Annotated in this window: 19 protein-coding genes; 11 read left to right on the forward strand and 8 right to left on the reverse strand. The window is 45.7% G+C overall.

Annotation, left to right across the window (positions count from 1 at the left end; translation table 11 throughout):
• Positions 1-87: 87 nt before the first annotated feature.
• The 3 genes from CPIN_RS00330 to CPIN_RS37810 all read right to left on the reverse strand — a co-directional run bounded on the left by CPIN_RS00330 (position 88) and on the right by CPIN_RS37810 (position 1,682).
• Positions 88-921 (reverse strand): hypothetical protein, encoded by an 834-nt coding sequence (locus CPIN_RS00330; protein WP_012787752.1) that lies wholly within the window; start codon positions 919-921, stop codon positions 88-90.
• 180 nt (positions 922-1,101) lie between these two features.
• Positions 1,102-1,365 (reverse strand): DUF6520 family protein, encoded by a 264-nt coding sequence (locus tag CPIN_RS00335; protein ID WP_143087760.1) that lies wholly within the window; start codon positions 1,363-1,365, stop codon positions 1,102-1,104.
• A gap of 50 nt (positions 1,366-1,415) precedes the next feature.
• Positions 1,416-1,682, reverse strand: coding sequence for a hypothetical protein (locus CPIN_RS37810; RefSeq protein ID WP_012787754.1), 267 nt, complete (start codon positions 1,680-1,682; stop codon positions 1,416-1,418).
• A 191-nt stretch (positions 1,683-1,873) separates the two neighbouring features.
• Between CPIN_RS37810 and CPIN_RS00340 the strand changes: the two genes are divergently transcribed.
• The 5 genes from CPIN_RS00340 to CPIN_RS00360 are packed head-to-tail and all read left to right on the forward strand — an operon-like array spanning position 1,874 to position 5,316.
• Positions 1,874-2,551 carry an NUDIX hydrolase gene (locus tag CPIN_RS00340; RefSeq protein WP_012787755.1) on the forward strand — a complete coding sequence of 226 codons (678 nt, stop codon included), beginning with the start codon at positions 1,874-1,876 and terminating at the stop codon, positions 2,549-2,551.
• 5 nt (positions 2,552-2,556) lie between these two features.
• Positions 2,557-3,105 carry a riboflavin biosynthesis intermediates N-glycosidase gene (locus tag CPIN_RS00345; RefSeq protein ID WP_012787756.1) on the forward strand — a complete coding sequence of 183 codons (549 nt, stop codon included), beginning with the start codon at positions 2,557-2,559 and terminating at the stop codon, positions 3,103-3,105.
• Between the two features lies 1 nt (position 3,106).
• Complete coding sequence (locus CPIN_RS00350; protein WP_012787757.1) at positions 3,107-3,649, forward strand: RNA 2'-phosphotransferase; 543 nt, start codon at positions 3,107-3,109, stop codon at positions 3,647-3,649.
• Positions 3,650-3,654: 5 nt separating this feature from the next.
• The gene (locus CPIN_RS00355; RefSeq protein WP_012787758.1) at positions 3,655-4,584 is read left to right on the forward strand and encodes an ADP-ribosylglycohydrolase family protein; all 930 of its coding nucleotides are present in this window, start codon (positions 3,655-3,657) and stop codon (positions 4,582-4,584) included.
• The gene (locus CPIN_RS00360; RefSeq protein WP_012787759.1) at positions 4,585-5,316 is read left to right on the forward strand and encodes a metallophosphoesterase; all 732 of its coding nucleotides are present in this window, start codon (positions 4,585-4,587) and stop codon (positions 5,314-5,316) included.
• On the opposite strand, the gene CPIN_RS00365 is transcribed toward CPIN_RS00360, so the two are convergent.
• Positions 5,313-5,864, reverse strand: coding sequence for a hypothetical protein (locus CPIN_RS00365; RefSeq protein ID WP_044217521.1), 552 nt, complete (start codon positions 5,862-5,864; stop codon positions 5,313-5,315). The genes CPIN_RS00360 and CPIN_RS00365 overlap by 4 nt on opposite strands.
• A 272-nt stretch (positions 5,865-6,136) precedes the next feature.
• Between CPIN_RS00365 and CPIN_RS00370 the strand changes: the two genes are divergently transcribed.
• A complete protein-coding gene (locus CPIN_RS00370; protein ID WP_012787761.1) occupies positions 6,137-8,389 on the forward strand; it encodes a right-handed parallel beta-helix repeat-containing protein in 2,253 nt (750 codons plus the stop codon).
• Between the two features lie 137 nt (positions 8,390-8,526).
• On the opposite strand, the gene CPIN_RS00375 is transcribed toward CPIN_RS00370, so the two are convergent.
• A complete protein-coding gene (locus tag CPIN_RS00375; protein WP_148230485.1) occupies positions 8,527-9,525 on the reverse strand; it encodes a tetratricopeptide repeat protein in 999 nt (332 codons plus the stop codon).
• Positions 9,526-9,649: 124 nt separating this feature from the next.
• On the opposite strand from CPIN_RS00375, the gene CPIN_RS00380 reads away from it, so the two are divergent.
• The 3 genes from CPIN_RS00380 to CPIN_RS00390 are packed head-to-tail and all read left to right on the forward strand — an operon-like array spanning position 9,650 to position 13,437.
• Positions 9,650-11,233 carry a flavin monoamine oxidase family protein gene (locus CPIN_RS00380; protein WP_012787763.1) on the forward strand — a complete coding sequence of 528 codons (1,584 nt, stop codon included), beginning with the start codon at positions 9,650-9,652 and terminating at the stop codon, positions 11,231-11,233.
• A 35-nt stretch (positions 11,234-11,268) separates the two neighbouring features.
• Positions 11,269-12,441, forward strand: a complete 1,173-nt coding sequence (locus CPIN_RS00385) for a pyridoxal phosphate-dependent aminotransferase (RefSeq protein WP_012787764.1) — start codon at positions 11,269-11,271, stop codon at positions 12,439-12,441.
• Between the two features lie 12 nt (positions 12,442-12,453).
• The gene (locus tag CPIN_RS00390; protein ID WP_012787765.1) at positions 12,454-13,437 is read left to right on the forward strand and encodes a Hint domain-containing protein; all 984 of its coding nucleotides are present in this window, start codon (positions 12,454-12,456) and stop codon (positions 13,435-13,437) included.
• A gap of 57 nt (positions 13,438-13,494) precedes the next feature.
• On the opposite strand, the gene fusA is transcribed toward CPIN_RS00390, so the two are convergent.
• The 3 genes from fusA to CPIN_RS00405 all read right to left on the reverse strand — a co-directional run bounded on the left by fusA (position 13,495) and on the right by CPIN_RS00405 (position 18,390).
• Complete coding sequence (fusA, locus tag CPIN_RS00395) at positions 13,495-15,573, reverse strand: elongation factor G (protein WP_012787766.1); 2,079 nt, start codon at positions 15,571-15,573, stop codon at positions 13,495-13,497.
• A gap of 513 nt (positions 15,574-16,086) precedes the next feature.
• Entirely contained in the window at positions 16,087-16,950 is an 864-nt protein-coding gene (locus tag CPIN_RS00400) for an SDR family oxidoreductase (RefSeq protein WP_012787767.1), read from the reverse strand.
• 285 nt (positions 16,951-17,235) lie between these two features.
• On the reverse strand, positions 17,236-18,390 hold the full coding sequence (locus CPIN_RS00405) for an alginate lyase family protein (RefSeq protein ID WP_012787768.1): 1,155 nt from the start codon (positions 18,388-18,390) through the stop codon (positions 17,236-17,238).
• Between the two features lie 64 nt (positions 18,391-18,454).
• Here CPIN_RS00405 and CPIN_RS00410 point away from each other — a divergent pair, with 64 nt between their 5' ends.
• Positions 18,455-19,282 (forward strand): hypothetical protein, encoded by an 828-nt coding sequence (locus CPIN_RS00410; RefSeq protein ID WP_148230486.1) that lies wholly within the window; start codon positions 18,455-18,457, stop codon positions 19,280-19,282.
• A 328-nt stretch (positions 19,283-19,610) separates the two neighbouring features.
• On the forward strand, positions 19,611-20,525 hold the full coding sequence (locus CPIN_RS00415; RefSeq protein ID WP_012787770.1) for a hypothetical protein: 915 nt from the start codon (positions 19,611-19,613) through the stop codon (positions 20,523-20,525).
• Positions 20,526-20,752: the final 227 nt, after the last annotated feature.

Consider the following 20,752-nt stretch of genomic DNA (forward strand, 5'->3'; position numbering starts at 1 on the left):
GATATAAACTCACATCCGGTTTTTCATTGAGAGAAAGAGCATTACCAAATACAATTCTTAATTTTTAATTCTTAATTCTTAATTGATTTAGAATCCAATCACCGCACCGCCAGCTACTTCCTCAATAGCCAGTTTATCAAACCTTGGATCCAGTCTTGCAAACCTGCTACGGATATCTTTTAAGATCTGAGGATCGAAGCAACCGATCAGATTCGGAAATCTCTTTCTCAGGATATCCTCCCATTTCAGACCATTGTAAACAGTTACACGGGCGCCGGCAGGGAATTGCGTAATATCTGCCGTACCGTAGAAACCACGGGTAAAATAAGGATAAGCACCTGCGGGAATGGATAAACGGAATTTGGAAAGGGAAGAGGTACCGATCACTTTTTGATCTACCACGTCAGGCAACAAACGGGATCCAGCTGTCAGGAAAGTTTTGGTAGCCAGCAACTGTTGTCCTTTACCTACTTCATATATCCCCAGATCAAAGAGCTGTTTAGGATCCACCTTCTGCGCCAGCGCACCTACGCGTTTAGCGATGTCCTCGTAAGGGATCATAGTAGGACAGGTCTTGATCCAGATCTTTCTGAACGGAATTCTTTCATAACCGATCTTGGCCAGTTCAGGGAATGGCGGACGACCACCAGGTCCGAAATACTGTGTCTCGTCAGATAAACTGCCGTAAGTTGCTTTGGTGATGTAATTGTTTGCTGGTAAACCATCCCAGGCTAACAGGTAGGTTTCCGGAGAAAGGTCTTTGAGGATAGCGTCCAGTTCATCTGTACCTGCCGTCCTGCCACCGGCATCAGTCGTGGAATTATCAGATGACTGTGGATTAGTTTGCTGTTCTTTTTTGCAGGAGAATAGCGACAGGGTAGCCAACGCAGCTACGCCTGCGAACAATAGATGTTTACGCATTTTTTTGGGGTTTGTGGTTAATAATGAAATTGATGATTCAAAATTCCATTAATTAACGCTTCCCATCAAGTGCAAAAACACCTGTTTTACTACGTATAAATACGCAAACAACAGAAAATCAACGGATGAACTGTGGGTTGCAGCTCATCCGTTATTCAATTTCTTTCAATCGTTCTCTTCCTATCGCAGGAAAAGGATACGACCGGACTCACTCTCTTTATAAGTACCGCTTACGCTGTCAAACGTATATGTACAAATAGTGAAGTGTGCCCATTCGCAGATGTAATCATAGTCTCTGATACCAGCTTCATAGAACTGGCCGTTGCTGGATCTGAAATACTTGGTTTCAGCTTTCGCAGCTTTTGTCTGCATGTTAGTCGCTACAGCAGTGCCAGCAGCAAGAATAACGGCTACCGCCATTAATGAGAATCTTAATTTTTTCATTATAGGTTTGATTTTGCAGGTGATGGGGCTAGCAAGCGGAAGAATATGTTTTATCTCAGGAACGAGATCTTACCGTACTTACTTCTTTTGTACGTACCAGTAGCACTGTCAAAAACATATGTACAGGTACCGAATTGAGACCATTCGCATACATAGTCATATCCCTCTACACCAGCAACAGCATAACCGCTGCCATTCCAGTAATATTGAGTTACCTCGCGAAGAGTATTTGTTTTTACAGTGGTCGCTAATGCCGAACCGGCGCCAAGAATTACAGCCAGTACTAAAAATGAGCATCTAACTTTTTTAAGTCTCATGGGTTTACATTTTGTGGGTGACAGGGTTAACAAGAATAAAACAGGATACCGAAATTTTCATGGATGATAAAAGGCCGTCTTTCCTTCATTGGTGCAACGAAGATATAATAACCTGCTGCATCCCGACAGCAGTTGTGAAATTGATATTATAATATTCCTTACCTTTGCGTCAGAATAACACAAAGTTTGACATGAAGTCCTTTCACAGTTATCAGAACCCCTCCCTCGCAGTGGACCTGGTCGTATTCGGTTATAGCAAACAACAGCTTGCCGTCCTGCTGCTTAACAGGAAAGAAGAACCGTTTAAAGACTGCTGGGTACTGCCCGGAGCCTTCCTGCAAATGGAAGAACGCTTCCGTGATACCTGTTCAAGGGTACTGAAAACCAAGCTAGGTATGGATGATGTCTATATGGAACAGCTGTACTCCTTTGACGAACCGGAACGTGATCCCCGTGGACGCGCCATTGCCGTCGCCTACTATGCTCTGGTTAACCCCGCGCGTGTAGCCATTTCAGCCGGCAATATGGCCAATGACGTAGCCTGGTTTAATATCAAGGAACTACCCAAACTGGGCTTCGATCACCATGCCATCTTTGAAATCGCCCTGCAACGGCTCCGTTCTAAGATTACCTATTTCCCGGTAGGCTTCGAACTGCTGGACGAATTGTTCACCATGCCCGAGCTGCATGAACTATATGAATGTATCCTGGATACCACGATCGACCGCCGCAATTTCAGAAGGAAGATCATGGACTCTGAATACATTATTAACACCGGGAATAAACGGGAAGGTGCACAAAACAGACATCCCGATCTGTATAAATTCAATAAGAAGCTGAAAAAGAACAGCTTCCAGATAAATGTATGATACCGATGAAATACAATAATGATTGGTTAATCCGCAAGTACAAGACGAAAGAAAAATTAAACTTCACCTTCTTCTGGGGACATAAAGGTGAACCCGGCAACGTGACAAAAAGCTGCTTCAGTCAATGGTGGCCCTCCGCTTTTACAGATGGTACACATACCTATGCGACCGCTGAACACTGGATGATGGCTGGCAAAGCACGCCTGTTTAAAGACCCCGCTATGGAACAGGAAATATTACAGACCTCAGACCCTGCTACTGCCAAAAAACTAGGCAGAAAAGTGGCAAACTTTGATACCGCCTTATGGGATGTTGAAAAATTCTCCCTCGTTGTACAAGGGAACCTCCTGAAATTTTCTCAATACCCTAAAATGAAGGAATTCCTGCTCAGCACAGGCGATAGCATCATCGTAGAAGCCAGTCCCCTCGATAGAATATGGGGTATCGGCATGGGCGCAAATCACGAACACGCGGCCAACCCTTTACTATGGAAAGGTCAGAACCTCCTGGGCTACGCCCTGATGGAGGTCAGAGACCAGTTAAAACAACAATGAGATGAACGAAAAACAAACAAAAAGCATCAGTAAGTTTATGAGTCTGGTGCTCAGACATCAACCCGAGACCATCGGGATCACACTGGATGAAAATGGATGGACAGATGTAGAGGAACTGTTAACCCGGATGAGTCAACACAAACACCCGATCACATTAGCACAGCTCCAGGAAGTAGTCGAAACCAATGATAAAAAACGTTTCGCCTTCAGTGAAGACGGTACTAAAATACGCGCCAGCCAGGGCCACTCTGTAGACGTTTCCCTGGGCCTTGACCCGGTAACGCCGCCTGAATACCTGTATCACGGTACCGTAGCCAGATTCCTGGACAGTATCAAAAAAGAAGGCCTGCAGAAAATGAGCCGTCAACACCTCCACCTCAGCAAAGACAGAGAAACCGCTGTCAATGTGGGCAGCCGCAGAGGTGCGCCCTACATCCTGACCATCAGAACAGGGCAGATGCACAGAGATGGCTTCCTGTTTTACCTGTCAGACAATGGCGTATGGCTGACGGACCATGTACCTCCTGCTTACATTGAAATTTAACCGCCATGAGTTACAAAGATTATATCAAAGACGCCCTCCTAGGTGTCGCTACCGGTGATGCCTTAGGTGTACCGGTAGAATTCCGGTCACGGCGCTCCCTATTAGAAAACCCGGTCACCAATATGCGGAGCTATGGTACGCACGGTCAACCGGCAGGTACCTGGTCAGATGATAGCTCGCTGACCTTCTGTCTCGCAGAAATGCTCTGCGGCGATTACGACCTGCAAAACCTGGCCAACCGTTTCGTGAATTGGATGCAGCATGGCTATTGGACACCACATGGCGAAGTATTTGACATTGGTTTTGCTACCCGCGACGCCATCCTTAACCTGGGCCGGGGTGTCTCTCCTGTAATGGCAGGTGGTATCCACGAACAAAGTAACGGTAACGGATCTCTCATGCGTATTCTTCCTTTGGTATTTTATATCAAAGACATGTCGATAGAAGAGCGGTACCGACACACACAGGAAGTATCCTCACTGACACACAGGCATCAACGCTCCATTAACGGGTGTTTTATTTACCTTGAAATGGCACGGGCCATCTTACAGGGACAAACACCTGAACAGGCATATCAGACGATCTGTGACACCATTCCGCCGTTCCTCAAAAACGACGAGATATATTACTATGACCGCGTACTGTTCGGCCATCTACGGGATTGTGCCGACACTGATATCCGGGGTGGCGGCTATGTCGTACACTCGCTGGAAGCAGCTGTCTGGTGTCTTTTACATACCAGCTCTTATGCGGACGCCGTCCTGACTGCTGTCAACCTGGGAGAAGATACAGACACAACAGGTGCTGTTACCGGCGGACTGGCAGGATTGACCTACGGATGGGCCACAATTCCGGCGGACTGGCTAAATGTTTTGGCAAAAAGGGATGCAATTGACGTACTGATTACTAACTTGCAGGCCAAAATTTACAGGTAAATGGCCCGGACGTTTGTAATTGGGGATATTCATGGCGCACTGAAAGCACTGGAACAGGTGATCGGCAAAATCAAGCCGAAAGCTGCTGATACGCTTATTTTTCTGGGCGATTATGTAGATGGCTGGTCACAATCCGCGCAGGTGATCGACTACCTCATGCAACTCGAAAAACGATATAAATGCATTTTCATCAAAGGGAACCATGACGCCTGGTGTGAATCCTGGTTAATGGGTTCCCTTCCTGATCCAACCTGGATCTTCAATGGTGGTCAGGCTACTGTTGAAAGCTATGCAGGCCTTTCTCCCGAGCAAAAAGATGTACACATCGCTTTCTACAACAGGATGAAGGACTACGTCATTGACACGGAAAACAGGCTGTTTATACATGCAGGTTTCACCTCTATGCACGGTCCGGCAATGGAACGTTACGAAGCAAGTACCAGGTGGGACAGAACCTTGTGGGAAATGGCTTGTACCATGGACAAGCGGATCAAAAAAGATTCAAAACTCTTTCCAAAACGCCTGCTGTTGTATCATGAAATCTATATTGGCCATACACCTACTATCAACTATGATGTAGATGTGCCAATGCAGGGATGTAACGTATGGAATGTGGATACCGGTGCAGCATTCTACGGTAAACTGACAGCGATGGATATCGCAACAAAAAAGTTCTGGCAAAGCGATCCGGTAAGGGAATTATATCCAAATGAAAAAGGCAGGAACCGTTAGTTCCGTAGTAATCGCAACTCTTTTCTTACAAGTGGAAAATCGCTGTCGTTGACGTCTGTTTCATAATAGTAAACAGTACCATCTTCCAGCACAATCCTTTTTTCCAGATCCTCATCGCTGATGTACTCACAGGCGGTGGGGATATACCAATAATCGGAAATACGCAGCCACCTGCTGTCGCTATACGACCAGGTACTGACAGTATACGTACACGCACGCATTGACTGCTCAAAAACAGATATTTCATCTTTACCATCCCCATTCAGATCTCCTTCATTTACCAGACGGATGTGTCTGCCCGTAATCACCGGCATCGCCTTGATATCGGCAGCTGAAAAACGTACGATATACTGATATTCCATATCCGATTCAACTTCTTCTCCATTTCCCTCACTACCTCTCTTTGCGTAAAAAACACCATACCCGGTATCCTGTCTGAAATCGCCGTCAAAATCACCTAAAATATGCACAGTATCCGGTATCAGCTGTAACTCTTCAGGAGGAGCATCCAGCGTCATTATACCCGTATCAATAGGCGGTTCTGCCATATTACTTACTGTCGTTGCACTAACATTCTCTTTGGGGGACTCTGCAGTGGAATGGCATGCTGATAAAAAAAGGAGACCTAAGGCATAAAGGGATCTTTGCATCTCACATGAATTACGAATTATAAGACTAAAGTATCACTTTATTTATTAAGAATACCGCTTTTTTGTCCATTTTAGAGTGGGAACGTTTGCGTAAATATTTACCCGCACTTCTGAGCGCTCAGCTATCAAATCCTGTAATTTCAGGATGAAATAAAAACCCCCGTCCCGTTATGAGAACACAACTACTACTGGCACTCGCGTGCCTTCTTGGAGAAGGTATGACCTATGCACAAACCCCTTTGTATGTTGCTCCCGGCGGCTCCGCCTCCAACCCCGGTACCAGCATCAATGCACCGACTACACTCGCCAATGCACTGGCGACTATTCCCGCTGGCGGTACCATTTATCTGAGAGGAGGCACTTATAGTTTATCCGCATCTGTCATTATTCCTGCCACCAACAACGGTACCGCTTCGGCCAACAAAAATGTTGTTGCCTATAGCACAGAAGTCCCCGTATTGAACTTCTCCGCACAGGCAATCGCTGATGCCAACCGTGGATTAGTACTGGATGGTGATTACTGGCATTTCACCGGTATAACCATCACGGGCGCAGGTGACAACGGTATGTTACTCGCAGGCAATAACAACATCATTGAGAAATGTATCTTCAGTAAAAACCATGACAGCGGATTACAACTCAGCCGCTATGTAACGAGTAACACAACGATTGGTTCATGGCCATCCAACAACCTCATTTTAAACTGTGAAGCATTTGACAACCAGGATCCTGATAATGAAGATGCGGATGGTTTCGCCGCTAAATTAACATGCGGTACCGGTAATGTTTTCAGAGGCTGTATCTCCCATCATAACATTGATGACGGATGGGATCTCTATGCAAAAGATGATACAGGTCCTATCGGTCCGGTGACCATTGACAACTGCGTAGCCTATAGCAATGGTACGCTCAGCACAGGCAGCACTTCCGGTAATGGTGATAAAAACGGCTTTAAACTCGGTGGATCCGGTATTGCCGTGAATCATATCATACGCCGTAGCGTAGCATTTAACAATGGCCACCACGGATTTACCGATAACAATAACCCCGGTAATATCGAAGTGACTAATAATACCAGCTACAATAATGCGGAATCTAATTTCAACTTCAGAGAAGGCAGTACGGCCACTTTCCGTAATAACCTGTCTTTCAATGCAGGCTCCAGTGACAAGAGTAATGGTACGGAAGTAGGGAGCAGTAATGTATGGTGGAAAAACAATGTCAGCACTAACAGTGGTGGTCTTGTAGTGAGCAGCGCCGACTTTATTGCTACCTCTCCATCCGTAGGCAAAAACACGGATGGTAGTCCGAATCTGGGCAACTTCCTGGCCCTGGCTTCCGGCAGCGATATGATCAATGCCGGTGTTATTACCAGCGGCATTACTTACAGCGGTTCTGCACCGGATATAGGCGCCCGTGAATCAGGTAGCACTACCAATCCAGGTACCTATTCGCTGAGCATCACGGCGTCTCCGTCTGCCGGCGGTACTGTTACAGCCAGTCCGAATGCCTCCTCCTACACAGCAGGTACGGTAGTGACGCTTACAGCTGCTGCTGCCAGTGGTTATACCTTCTCCGGATGGAGTGGTGCTGCCAGTGGTACCTCCGCCACCACCACAGTGACCATGAACAGTAACCAGGTTGTTACAGCGAACTTTACTGCCAATAACGGCGGTGGTAACACCTTGCGCATCGATGACGCAGCTACCACTACCAGCGGCTATTGTGGCGCTGATGGTAGTCGCCAGAACAGTTATAGCGGCGCTGATGGCGGTTACTATATCAACCTGTCTAACTCCGCAGCCAAAGGTGTGAATTACACTATTACAGTGCCAGCTGCCGGTACTTATTCCTTTGTATGGAGATATGCCAATGGTGGTGCAAACGTCTCTACAACTGCAAGACTATTGGTAAATGGCAACACCGCTGTATCCAATGTATCATTCCCCAAAACAAGCGCATGGACATCCTGGACAACGACAGCCGCAGTTACAGCAACGCTGGCTGCCGGTACAAATACGGTACGTATAGAGACTACTTCTTCAACAGAATTTGCCAATATCGACTGGCTGGAAGTAACAGGGAATAATCCGGCTGCAGGCACCTGTGGCAGCGCACTGCTGAACAATTTATCTTATAAATACGAAGCAGCAGAAACAGCTACTATCAGCGAAGCAGCAAAGATTTATCCGAATCCTGTAGTGAATAACGCTACGATCAGCTTCTATAACAGTAAAGAAACAAGAGTAGCAGTGAAGATATTTGATGCAAACGGCGCATTAATCAACAATGTGAGCAACCAGCGCTATCCTGCTGGCCACAACCAGATCAATGTTGACTGTAGCAGATTAGTCAAAGCGGTCTACTTCATCAGGGTAGAGCGGAATGGGAACAATGAAACATTAAGAGTGGTGAAGCAGTAAAAAAATTAAGAATTAAGAATTAAGAATTAAGAATTAACATAGAGAAGAACGACCTATAGATAGTATACAGCTCCAACCTATTCGCCAAAATCTTCGCTGCATTTTAATTCTTAATTCTTAATTCTTAATTCCTAATTTCACACCGTCCAGTGTTCTTTACGGATGATTTCCTCCAACCGCACTTTATCTTCTATCATCTGTGGCTCAAGTCCCAGCTGCTGCATCAGACTATAAGTATTAATAACTCCCTCTTTGAACCAGGGCATTTCCCGGCTAAGGGTCATGAATTTCGAAAAGGCTTTCATATAATCACCTTGCTGCACAAGATAAGTGGCGTGTGCAGAACGGAAATGTGGATAATGATAGAATTCACAGGCAAGACTATCCCAGAGGGATTCCGTAACAGCAGCATCTCTTCTCAGCATGGCCACCGCATATACGGGAGAATGTACAAGATCGTTATCAAACCCTACCAGTTCGTGAATAGTTAGCGACTTTCTGGTATCACTTGTCATTTTAATCTTTAATACCTCACTATACATATCGTCGGCCCGTTCCTGTTGGTGGGTATGGTGCCAGATATCTCCCAGCAGGATCTTCGCCTTCATATGATTAGGTACCAGACTAAGTGCCTTTTCAGCCCTTTCCTGGGCCTCTTTGTACCGGGTCAGGATAAAATACGCCCTGGCTACCGCCATATGGAAATTGGCGTCAGTCAGATCTGGTCCCGTGGCATGTTCTGCCGCGATCTTTAATGCGTGCTCCGGATAGCGATCAATATTATAACGCTCAATTACCTGCCAGAGCTTCAGTGACTCTCCGATGGAGTTGTCTAATACCTTGTAAATGATCCCCCTTTTGTCCCAAACTGATTTTACCTGTTTCCATTCTTCAAATGCTTCCGGAAAGGCCAAAGCGAATGGAATCACCTCGTTTGTCTCTTCCGAACGTACCCGCATATTCATTTCCCCCTTTGGCCGGCTGGTATAACGGGAAGCTGCGGCCAGGAATTCTTTGTCAAAAATATCAATGTCTGTCAATGCTGACGCGGGAACGGCCCGCCTTTTCTTGTTGTTTCGAAGGCCAAATAGATTAGCGAAAAAGCCCATAGTCGATATAGCTGTATTGTTCCGCAAGATATATAAATTATATACATATTATTTATTATACCATTTGAATAAATTCTCACCCTCAGTCAACAAATATTTTTAAATTAGAGAAGGAAGCGAAGTATTCATATTTTTTCATATATCAACCAGAATGTCAATCTCAAGAAGAGCCTTCTTATCCCAAACCGGGAAAGTAGCGGCTGCCTATCCGGCTATGCTGGCATTAGGAATGCTGCCTCCCGCACCTGCCCACGCCTTCGCACTTCAGGGCACGGGGAACGGTAAACGTATTGTTATCCTTGGCGCAGGCCTCGCCGGACTTACAGCCGCTTACGAACTCACAAAACTGGGCTATCAGTGTACCCTGCTGGAAGCAAGGAACAGGGCCGGAGGCAGATGCTGGAGTATCCGGAAAGGAACCGTCCACCAGGAAACAGATATCCCTCCGCAAACCGCCCGGTTTGACGAAGGCATGTACTTTAATGCCGGTCCCTCCCGTATCCCGCATCATCATGAACTGACCATGCACTATTGTCGGGAACTACAGGTACCTATACAGGTGTACAATAACGTGAACGAGGCTACTTACCTCTTCGCCGAAGGCAAAGGCCCCCTTTCCAATAAAAAGATCAGGGCCCGGGAAATCCATAATGACCTCCGTGGTTATACAATGGAGCTCCTGGCTAAAGCGGTTGATCAGCAAAAGATCGATACGGCGCTTTCCAAAGAAGATACCCGGAAAATACTGGAATACCTCCGGGCAGAAGGCGGCCTTGATATAGATAAACTTTACAAGGCTTCCGACAGAAGAGGTTTTGCCGAACAACCGGGCGCCGGAGACAAACCCGGGAAAATAGGAGATCCACATAAACTGGCGGATATCATTTCCTCCGGACTCGCCGATCCCGACTTCTATAACGTGGCTGAGTATACGTATGAACTCCAGATGACCATGTTCCAGGCCGTAGGTGGTATGGATAATATCGCCAAAGCATTTGAGCAACGACTGGGTAAGATGATCCGGTACGGCTGTGAAGTGACGGATATCCTCAATCAGCCGGAAGGAGTAAAGGTTCTTTATAAGGATAAAAAAGGCGAAGGAGCCATACAGGCAGACCTCTGTATCTGTACCCTGCCACTCCCGGTATTAAGTAACATCAGGCATAATTTTTCCTCCGATGTGAGCCGGGCGATTGACTACGTCCCTTACATGATTACCGGAAAGATCGGTATGCAGTTCAAGAGAAGGTTCTGGGAAGAAGATGAACAGATCTTCGGAGGAATCACCCATACAAATAACGAACTCACCCAGATCTTCTATCCGTCTTACGACTACCTCAGTAAAAAAGGCATTCTGCTGGGTTACTACAATTTCCATGATAAAGCAAAACGGGTTGGGAACATGACACACGCCGAAAGAGAAAAACTAGCCATGGAAAAAGGTAGTCTGATACACCCCCAATACCGGAAAGAGTTTGAATCTTCCTTTTCTGTGAGCTGGCATAAGACGCCTTACAGCATGGGCGGATGGGGCTTATATACCGGCGCCACCCGGCAAACGCATTATAAAAGTTTATTACAACCTGACAAACAGGTATACTTCGCAGGTGAACATACCACCTACCTCAATGCCTGGATGGCAGGTGCGTTCGAATCGGCCAGAAGAACGGTAGCTGATATACACGCACGCGTAACAGATCAACGTATTTCCTATCCCACTGCCACCGGCAGCTGACGTATAGATATTCTTTACAACCAAAACGAATTGCTATGAGTACCACCAACTCCATGAACAGACGTAACTGGCTGAAAACAACAGCGCTGTTTACCGGGGGATTCACCATGCTTCCGCCAGTCCTCAGCCGGCTGCAGGCAGCACCTGTCGCCAGCAATAGCACTGCTTATGCCACAGACTTCACCATTTCGCCCAAATTGCCGGTCAATCTGAAAGCCCGGCTCTTTGCCAATGAAAACCCTTTCGGGCCTTCTCCGGCGGCTAAAAAGGCCATTATGGAGGCAGTAACAACCAGTTATCAATACCCCATCAGACTGATTCCCGAACTGGAAGAGAAGATCTGCGCCTATGAAGGTATCACGCCTGATATGCTCATGATCAGCTCCGGTTCCTCTCCACTGCTGTTAGGTACTGCCGTAAGTCTGTTAGGTAGTGGCGGTAATATCGTCACCGCCGATCCTACCTACGACGATCTGCCTACCCGCTGTGAAAAAGTCAATGCAAAATGGGTCAGGGTACCTTTAACAAAAGACTATACACACGACCTGGACGCGATGGAACGGGCGATCACGTCTGACACCAAACTGGTGTACATCTGTAATCCAAATAATCCTACTGGTACCATCGTTGATAAAGATAAACTCAAAGCTTTCTGCGAAAGGGTATCTCAGAAAGCCACCGTATTCGTTGACGAGGCTTACATCGATTATCTGCCGGATGCAGATAGTACCACGCTTATCGGCAATGTCAAGAAAGGACAGAACATCATCGTAGCACGTACCTTTTCTAAAGTATACGGTCTGGCAGGGCTACGTATCGGATATATCATTGCACCGCCTGCCATCATTGCCAGGTTACAACCGAATACCTCCTGTAGCTGGGCAGCTCTTTCCGCTCCAGCTATCAGCGGCGCCCTGGCCAGTTACCAGGACAAAGCCTATATGAAAGAAGTCGTGGCTAAAACAATTGAAAGCAAACAATTCCTGTACGACACGCTGAAAGCAGAAGGTTATTCATACATCCCATCGCATACCAACTTTGTCATGTTCCCACTCAAAATGGACGGAGAACGCTTCCAGGAAGAAATGATGAAACGGAGTGTCGGACTGCGTAACTGGAAAATGAATAATAGTCACTGGTGCAGGATCAGCATCGGACGAATGGATGAAATGCAGGCATTCGCAGCCGCATTCAAGGAATTATCTTAACAAAATCATTGTATGAAAAAATATCTGCTGACATTACTCTGTTCTTTCCTCGTACTGCAATTGCTGGCGCAATCCCGCCCCATGACAATGGCGGAATATGTAAAGGCAAAATCATTTACCGTAAAAGATCTCGATAACGATACCTATGTTAAGTTCAATAATGAATACGTACTGGACCGCTATGAGATGCGTAAACCCTATCTCATTACAGGCGATGACGGTCAGAAGAAAAGAATTGACCTCTATCGGCTTGTCGCCAAAGACAGTATGCTGGACATTGCCACCGTCATCTTCTACACCAACGAAGCCGGGAAGTTATACACAGCTGTCATGCCTTTATTCAACAGCAACCCTGATATCTGGAATCAATACTTTGAAGACATTCATGCCACCGACAAAGTGGAGAAGAACTATGTATTGAAACTCTCTTATGTGTTGTCCAAAGAATTCAGTTACCAGCTGTACAAGTCCATGAATGCCGGTAAAGATGTGAAAGAAGAAGCGGGCACTTATGGCACAGACATCTGCTTCCCTGGCGATCAAATGGTCAATCTGGCCAATGGCGCACAGAAAGCCTTACGTGATATCCGTCCGGGAGACGAGATTATCAGTCCGGATGCCAATACACACCGGACCAGCACCATCCGGGTAAAAGAGCTGGTACAACATACCGCAGAAAACTATGCCATCACCCGTTTGCTGGTCATGCACACAATTGAAAACAATACTGCCGGTATGCATGAAGTACTGTTATCAAACAAAGTATTACAGGCTACGCCGAATCATCCGGTACTGACGGTAGCCGGGAAAAAACAAATGGGAGCGGTTACGACCGGCGACCAGCTGCTTTGTATGGATGAACACACCAATACACTCGTCACATATACTGTTGTTAATAAAACGGAGTCTGCCGGTGGAAAACAACCGGTATACAACATCATCGCAGAAGGTGGAGACGCCTTCATGATGAATAATATCATGGTTTTGCAGAAATAAACCAGGTATCTGTAACGATAAAAGGCAGTTCACCTCACAGTGAACTGCCTTTTTTTATCAGATTGTTGCCAGTACTCTACCGGCAATATTATTAGGCACCAGCTGATACTCCTGGAAAGTGACAGAAGCAGCGGCTCTGCCGGATGACAATGCACGCAGGGTGTTCACATATCCAAACAAATCAGACAAAGGCGCCTCGGCCCTGATATACTGGGCACTCGCCTTCATTTCCATTCCTTTGATCACACCACGGCGTCTGTTCAGATCACCGGTGATAGCGCCGGTATGTTCTTCAGGCAAGGTCACTTCTACGCTCATGAAAGGCTCCAGTAAACGGGGAGCGGCTTTCAGTGCAGCATGACGGAAGCCCAGGATAGCAGCATGTTCAAAGTCCTGCGCATGAGAGTCTTTTACATGCATAGATCCATCCAGCAAACGCACTTTCATGGATTGTACCGGATAACCCGCCAATGCACCGGTCTTCATCGCCTCTTCAAATCCTTTCTTCACAGCAGGAATGAATTCACGGGGAATTGCTCCACCAGTCACTTCATTCACAAACTCAAGACCTGCTTGTCCGTCTTCACGTGGCGACAATTCAAACACAATCTCTGCGAAGCTACCAGAACCACCGTTCTGCTTACTATACACTTCCTTGTGTTCAATCGCCTGCGTGAACACTTCCTTATACGCAATCTGTGGCTGACCTTTACTGATCTCAACATGATAGTTGCTCGTCAGTTTTTCCAGTACAACTTCCAGGTGCAGCTCGCCCATACCTTTCAGGATGGTCTGACCTGAAGCCGGATCTACACTTACACTCAGCGTAGGATCTTCTTCTACCAGTTTTGACAGTGCCTCACTCAGCTTACTCACATCTTTTGCCACTTTTGCTTCAATCGCATAGCCGATCATAGGTTCAGGGAAACTGATCTTTTCCAGTAATACCGGTTGATCCGGATCAGACAGCGTATCGCCTGTGCGCACATCTTTTAACCCTACCACCGCGCCAATATCCCCGGCAGTGATCGCATCCGCAGTTTCATATTTATCTGACATGATACGCATCAGGCGACTGATACGCACATGTTTACCAGTACGACTATTCCACACGGAGTCACCTGTACGCAATACACCGGAATACACCCTGACCATTGTCAGTTTACCGGCATAATCATCAGAGATGATCTTAAATGCTAAGGCAGCAAACGGACTTTCTTCACTGGCAGTAAGCATTGTAGCTTCTTCTGTTTCAACATCCACTGCATGTATCTGCGGCATATCAACCGGCGCAGGCAGATAACGTACAACAGCATCCAGCAAAGGCTGTACGCCCTTATTGCGATAAGCTGCACCAGCCAGTACAGGTATTACCTGCATCTGTAAGGTAGTCTGACGTAAGGCACGATAGATATCTTCCGCTGCTACGCTAGCCGGATCATTCGTATAACTATTGAAGATCACTTCATCATACAAAGACAACTCTTCTAACAAGACCACACGTGCCTGCATCGCTTCTTCCTGCAAATGCGCAGGGATATCTGTAACGGAATAAGACTTACCATCATCACCACTCCAGACATACGCCTTCATTGCGATCAGATCTATCACACCAGAGAAATCATCCTCTGCACCAATCGGTATCTGCACAGGAACTGCATTTGCGTGCAACATATCACGGATCTCGTTTACTACGCGACGGAAGTCAGCACCTTGTCTGTCCATCTTATTGATCATAATAATGCGGGGTACATTATAACGGTTCGCCTGTTGCCATACTGTTTCAGATTGCGGCTGCACACCAGATTTCGCGCAGAATACAGCAATAGCGCCATCCAGTACACGCAGGGAACGTTCTACTTCAGCAGTGAAGTCAATGTGACCGGGCGTATCAATGATGTTCACCTGGTATTTATTATTATCTAATTGCCAGTAGGTCGTGATCGCAGCAGAAGAGATGGTAATACCTCTTTTTTCTTCCTGCGGATCGCTATCCATCACGGTATTTCCTTCATCAACGCTACCCAGCTTGTGTGTAAGACCTGTATAATAAAGCATGCGTTCAGTAACAGTGGTTTTACCTGCATCGACATGCGCCATGATTCCTATATTTCTGAAGTTATCCAATCGTTTCATTGTAGTTGATTTTAAAGCCAAATAAAAAAGCCTTCCGTTCTGGTAACGGAAGGCTTCTCGCAATATGCAAAGCACTGACGTTACCGGACTAGCGGTTTAAATAAAATTGTCAATGTTTTGATAACAGCTTTCATATTGCTTGTGATAAATAATGTTATAAATGAACTGTAAATAGCGGGAGAATGGGGGAGACAAAATAAAAAGGCCCCTTCGGATGAAGGGGCCTCTGAAGAATATCCAGACACAATAATTAACCTCTTACATCCGGGCAAGGATTTGCCTCCCCGTTCTTAATTAAGACAATACAGGTACTGGCAATTACTGCTCTTATTGCAGCACTTGCGTTGAACGCTGATTGATATGTAAGAATGTTATTCATTGTGATTAATTGCTTTTAAAAATCGTGTACAAATGTACGAAGAATTTCGATATAAAAATCAATCGATGCAAGGTATTGCTTTAACACGCATTTAACGCAACACTAACTGATTGAATGATACACGTTTAATTTCATTAAAGAGAAAGACCATAACTCGCCGTCCATTTTTCTTTAATCGCCGCCCTGGTTTCGACAAATTCTTTATCTGTTCCCTGTGCAATTGCATCAAGTGGATAGCGCAGCGGACGAGTGCCTTTTTCCATATTTACCAGTGCCAGTACACCGTCAGCAATTACCTGCGGATCCATGTTAAACTCGGCCATCTTACCAAATAAAGCCGCACCGATAGATCCAAACAATTGCTGTGCCGGCTCACCATATTCAGCAGTGATGTTTTCTTTATCTGCATGTACGCCTGCCTTTCCACCGTTATTCATCTCAGTCGGATACACACCTGGTTGTATAGATACGTTTTCGATACCGTACTGTTTTAACTCATGCTGTGCTCCTTCAGTGATCGTTTCTACAGCAAACTTACCCATCAGGTAAGGCACCATAAAAGGCAAGGTAAAACCGCTGGCGCCGGATGTGAGGTTGATGATCAATCCGTTCTTTTCTTTGCGCATTGCAGGTAATACCGCCTGATAAGTACGTATCACACCATATACATTGACTTCTTCCATCTTTTTGATCTGATCGATGGACCATGATTCCAGTAATCCAAAGCCGGATACGGCTGCATTATTTACCAGTACATCTATTCTGCCATGTTTTGCCAATACAGTATTCACCGCATTCTTCACAGAAGCATCGTCTGTTACATCCAGTTCTACTACATCTACGTTAGGTACTTCACTCAGTTCTTTTGCTGCTGCCGCATTTTTGTCTGTAACGCCTCTCATGGCAGCAATAACAGTATGTCCTGCTTTCGCCAGTGTAAGGGTCATTAATTTACCAAAACCAGTACTTGTGCCTGTGATCAGTATTATCTTTTTCATGATTACAATATTTTTGTTGTTAATTTTTTGCTTTGTTTACAACACAAAATTGCATCATATCAGCCCCTTGTTCCATTGACTTATATTCGTTAATTTCGTTGATAAATGTCAATGAAACGACCCCGCTGATCTTCTCATATAACTATACTCAGAAGGTACTTATCTTACCATAATGCTGCCTTTTCAACGTAGCATTAACGAAAGATGAGTATAGTGTGACGATAGTAGAAGGCTTATTAAAGGTGTATACAGGCGTACTATCTGAACAGCGACAACATATATCAGCTATAACCATATCAATGGATGCCTGATAGGTAAATTTCTCACTACTTCTGCATTGGAAGGCTGGTGATCCAGCTTCTTCCAGGTATCCAACCAGGTTTGCTGCTGCCAGGTATTTGCTCCAAATACCAGAAATGGATGTGCTACCGGCCATTCCTCCCAATACATTACATCGGGCTTTTTAGGCCATTTACGCTTGTCTGCCACATAGGGATACAAATACTCGATTCCCTTATGGATCGTCCTGCCATCAGGCAGCTGATATGTCCAGAGGGAATGCTCTTCATCCGAGAGGATCTGGCAGATGGTGACCATGGCGTCCAGGTTAAACAGCGAATACCCATAAGGTTTCGTTCTGGCCAGTTCCAGCGGGAAACTGCCATCCGCAGCCATCTGATTAGGTAAAAGGACTTCCTGGTACCTTTTCCGGCAGAACTGTAATAAGGTGGTATCTCCGGTAAAACGGGCAAAACTGGCCACCTGCATTACCCAGCAGGTACCATGGTTATTCTTTGCATTCATTTCATCCTTTGCATAGGGATGGCTGGTCAGCCATTGCAGATAATCCACAAACCAACGCCTGATATCCGCCAGTAAGGTCTTATCGAAAACAGTGGCTTCCTGCATCACCAATACTCCCTGCGCCACTTCCATCAGGTGAATCGTATCAATGATACCAATCCCCCTGCCGGTAAAACGCCCTTTAATAGCCTGTGCATATAACAGGTTAGGATGCATAAGCGTCGCTGTATCAGTAAACCAGGCTTTCAGGTGTACCTGTGCGGCGATGACATATCGTTGGTCGCCGGTAATACGGTAAGCGGAAGCCAGAGCGCCGATAATACGGCTGAACCGTATCATGGCCAGCCGGTGTGCAACAAAATTATCCGGGTTGGTCATACCGTCTCTTTGTACATAGGGGCTGTCCGGCTGACCAGCGACCGGCCACCAGTAATCACCTTCTGAATAAAAGTCGTGTTTACCACCGGCGCTGCGTACACAGCTTTGTGCTGTTACCGTTTCCGGGACTTGTTGTAAAGCCCAGGCAGCTTCTCTCAATACCTGCTTACGCAATATTGCAATAATGGATTTATCAGGCGGAGATGGTATAAATGCACCGCAGCAGAGGAGTAGCAGTAATAGGATTAAGTTTTTCATGGGTTATTAACGTGAACTGATCACATAATACAAAACTCGGCTGATATTTCCCTAACTTGCCCGGATGATGAACAAACTCCCGCTTATCCTGCTGGCTGCATTGCTCAGCGCCTGTGCCCAGTCATCGCTTCAACCTGTTATGGTAGCAAAAAAGATCTTCCAGGTGAATGCAGATGAAAAATTCATCAACGCCCACAGTACCGGTGATTATCGTGGTAGCCCAAGCGGACGTGATCTTCCTGCCGATATGCAGCGATCCTTTCTGCTCTTACAGCAACGTGGTGAAAATAGTGCCGTAGCGCTCAACCTCCGGCAAGGCAATCTTATCATCGATAAGTATCTCTTTTTCACAAAAGACAGCGGCAGCTGGAAGCTGTCGGGTATTGGTACGCCAACACTGGCACAGCTCCATGTAAGGAAACTACGGGCTATGCAGGCATTATCAGAAGCAGCCATTGACAGTACACTACGGGAAGCGCAACAGTATACCGATCCGGAATATAAAACCAGGGAAGAGTTTGATTTTATTGTTAATAGTCTGCAGTTGAAATTAGCACCTGACGACACCCTGATCGCACATTTCAATAAATATCGCCCTGCATTTGACAATCTGCTGGTAGCAGCCAGACAGGCGCTCCAGCAACCACACGATGAATACAATTCATTGGTCAATACAAAAACACCGGCATACCGTCCTTTACTGATCAGTAATATCACCACAGGAGGTTTCCTCCCGGCACAATGTATCGACTTTCATATTCTTTATGACCAGGTAGGTTATCTGTATACACCAGATGAAAAATATCTGCCTGAACTACGACCTGATAAAGTGATGATGGTAAGAAAATTAGGCAGGGGGTGGTATCTGTATAAAGTAGCGATCTATCTGTAATCAAAACTTCAGAGAGCTGGCGCAAAGCCAGCTCTTATTATTTAAACAAGTAAATAAGCCCCCTTCATAAAGATGACATTTTATTAATATTCTCATAACATACACTCACAAACCCTTTTATATTTTTGCTCCCGCCCATTTCACCTTATAGCATCATTGTACAACCTTATAAGGTATGCGAATTGCTTAACGCTGTAAAAAAATCCATACAGCACTTAAGCATTTTAACGGCAGTTGAAATGCGGAGAAAATAAGTATCCTTGACCCGGTATTGCAGCAGAAAGACAGTTATTCACCATCCACGTTTTTCCTTAAAAACCTATAATAAATGAAAAAAACAACCCTCTTCCTGTTAAGCTGCTGTAGCTTATTACTGTTAACACAATGTCAGAAAGCTGACGAAGAAATGGCGCCAAAAATGAAGAACGAAACGGAAGTAGCTGCTGTCGCAGCTGCCACTCCATGCGCCTGTTCTGAAAGTTCCACGAAGGTAAGCGGCACCTCCGCTCAGGCATGGGCAACACAGTTTGCACCATTGATCAAATTTGACCGTGCATCACCGGATTATCCGACTACGGTAGAAAACATTTTCGCCAGTTCTGATCCTTCTTCCGCTGCATGTGGCGGTAAGCTGGTACTGGTAGAAAGAACAGTTCCGCGATCAAAAGATTTTCCTACCTATTTCGATGTACAGGTACACCCAAGCGATGCAGACAGGATCTTCATCGACTACTGGTGGGCGTACAAACGCCAGGAAAACTGTTTCTCCAATCTCGGTGGACATGATTATGACCTGGAGCACGTTGTTATCCAGTTCAGACAGTCTACACAACGTATCATTTCCGTTACATACTTCCAGCATGGCGGTTACTACACCAAAGACTACAGAAGTAAAGCAGCTGGTACAAGGGTACAGGCATGGGTAGGTAAATTTGCACATGGTATGTACCACTTCGGCAGCTCTGTCACCTTACCAGGTTACGAATGTGCTTACTGGGGTGATTACAGAAACCCGAATGGTACACAGGATGAAGTGCTGACCGGCAACAGACTGGTACAAATGAGCTGTAGCGCATTCGAGTTTAACTTCAGCGGTAACTGGGGTGATCCAGGTAAAGGACCATTGTTCCGCGACAGATCTTACTGGAACTTCCCGGCTTGTTCTGGTACCGATGGTCCGTTCGGACAGGATGGTTGCAGCGCCTGTGACTTCGGTAATACCAAACAGATTGGCACTATTTAATCAATTAAGAATTAGGAATTAAGAATTAAGAATTTGCTGCAAATGTCAGTCTCGGGAATTATTGAATCTTATTGGTTATTGCGCTTATCCTTGTTCTACATACAAAAGCGGTTGTTTCGTAATGAGACAACCGCTTTTGTATGGATATTTACTATGCTGATACCATTAGCAATATTTCTTGCTAATTCTTAATTCTTAATTCTTAATTCTTAATTCTTAATTTCTCC

Source organism: Chitinophaga pinensis DSM 2588, from assembly GCF_000024005.1.
Classification (GTDB): domain Bacteria; phylum Bacteroidota; class Bacteroidia; order Chitinophagales; family Chitinophagaceae; genus Chitinophaga; species Chitinophaga pinensis.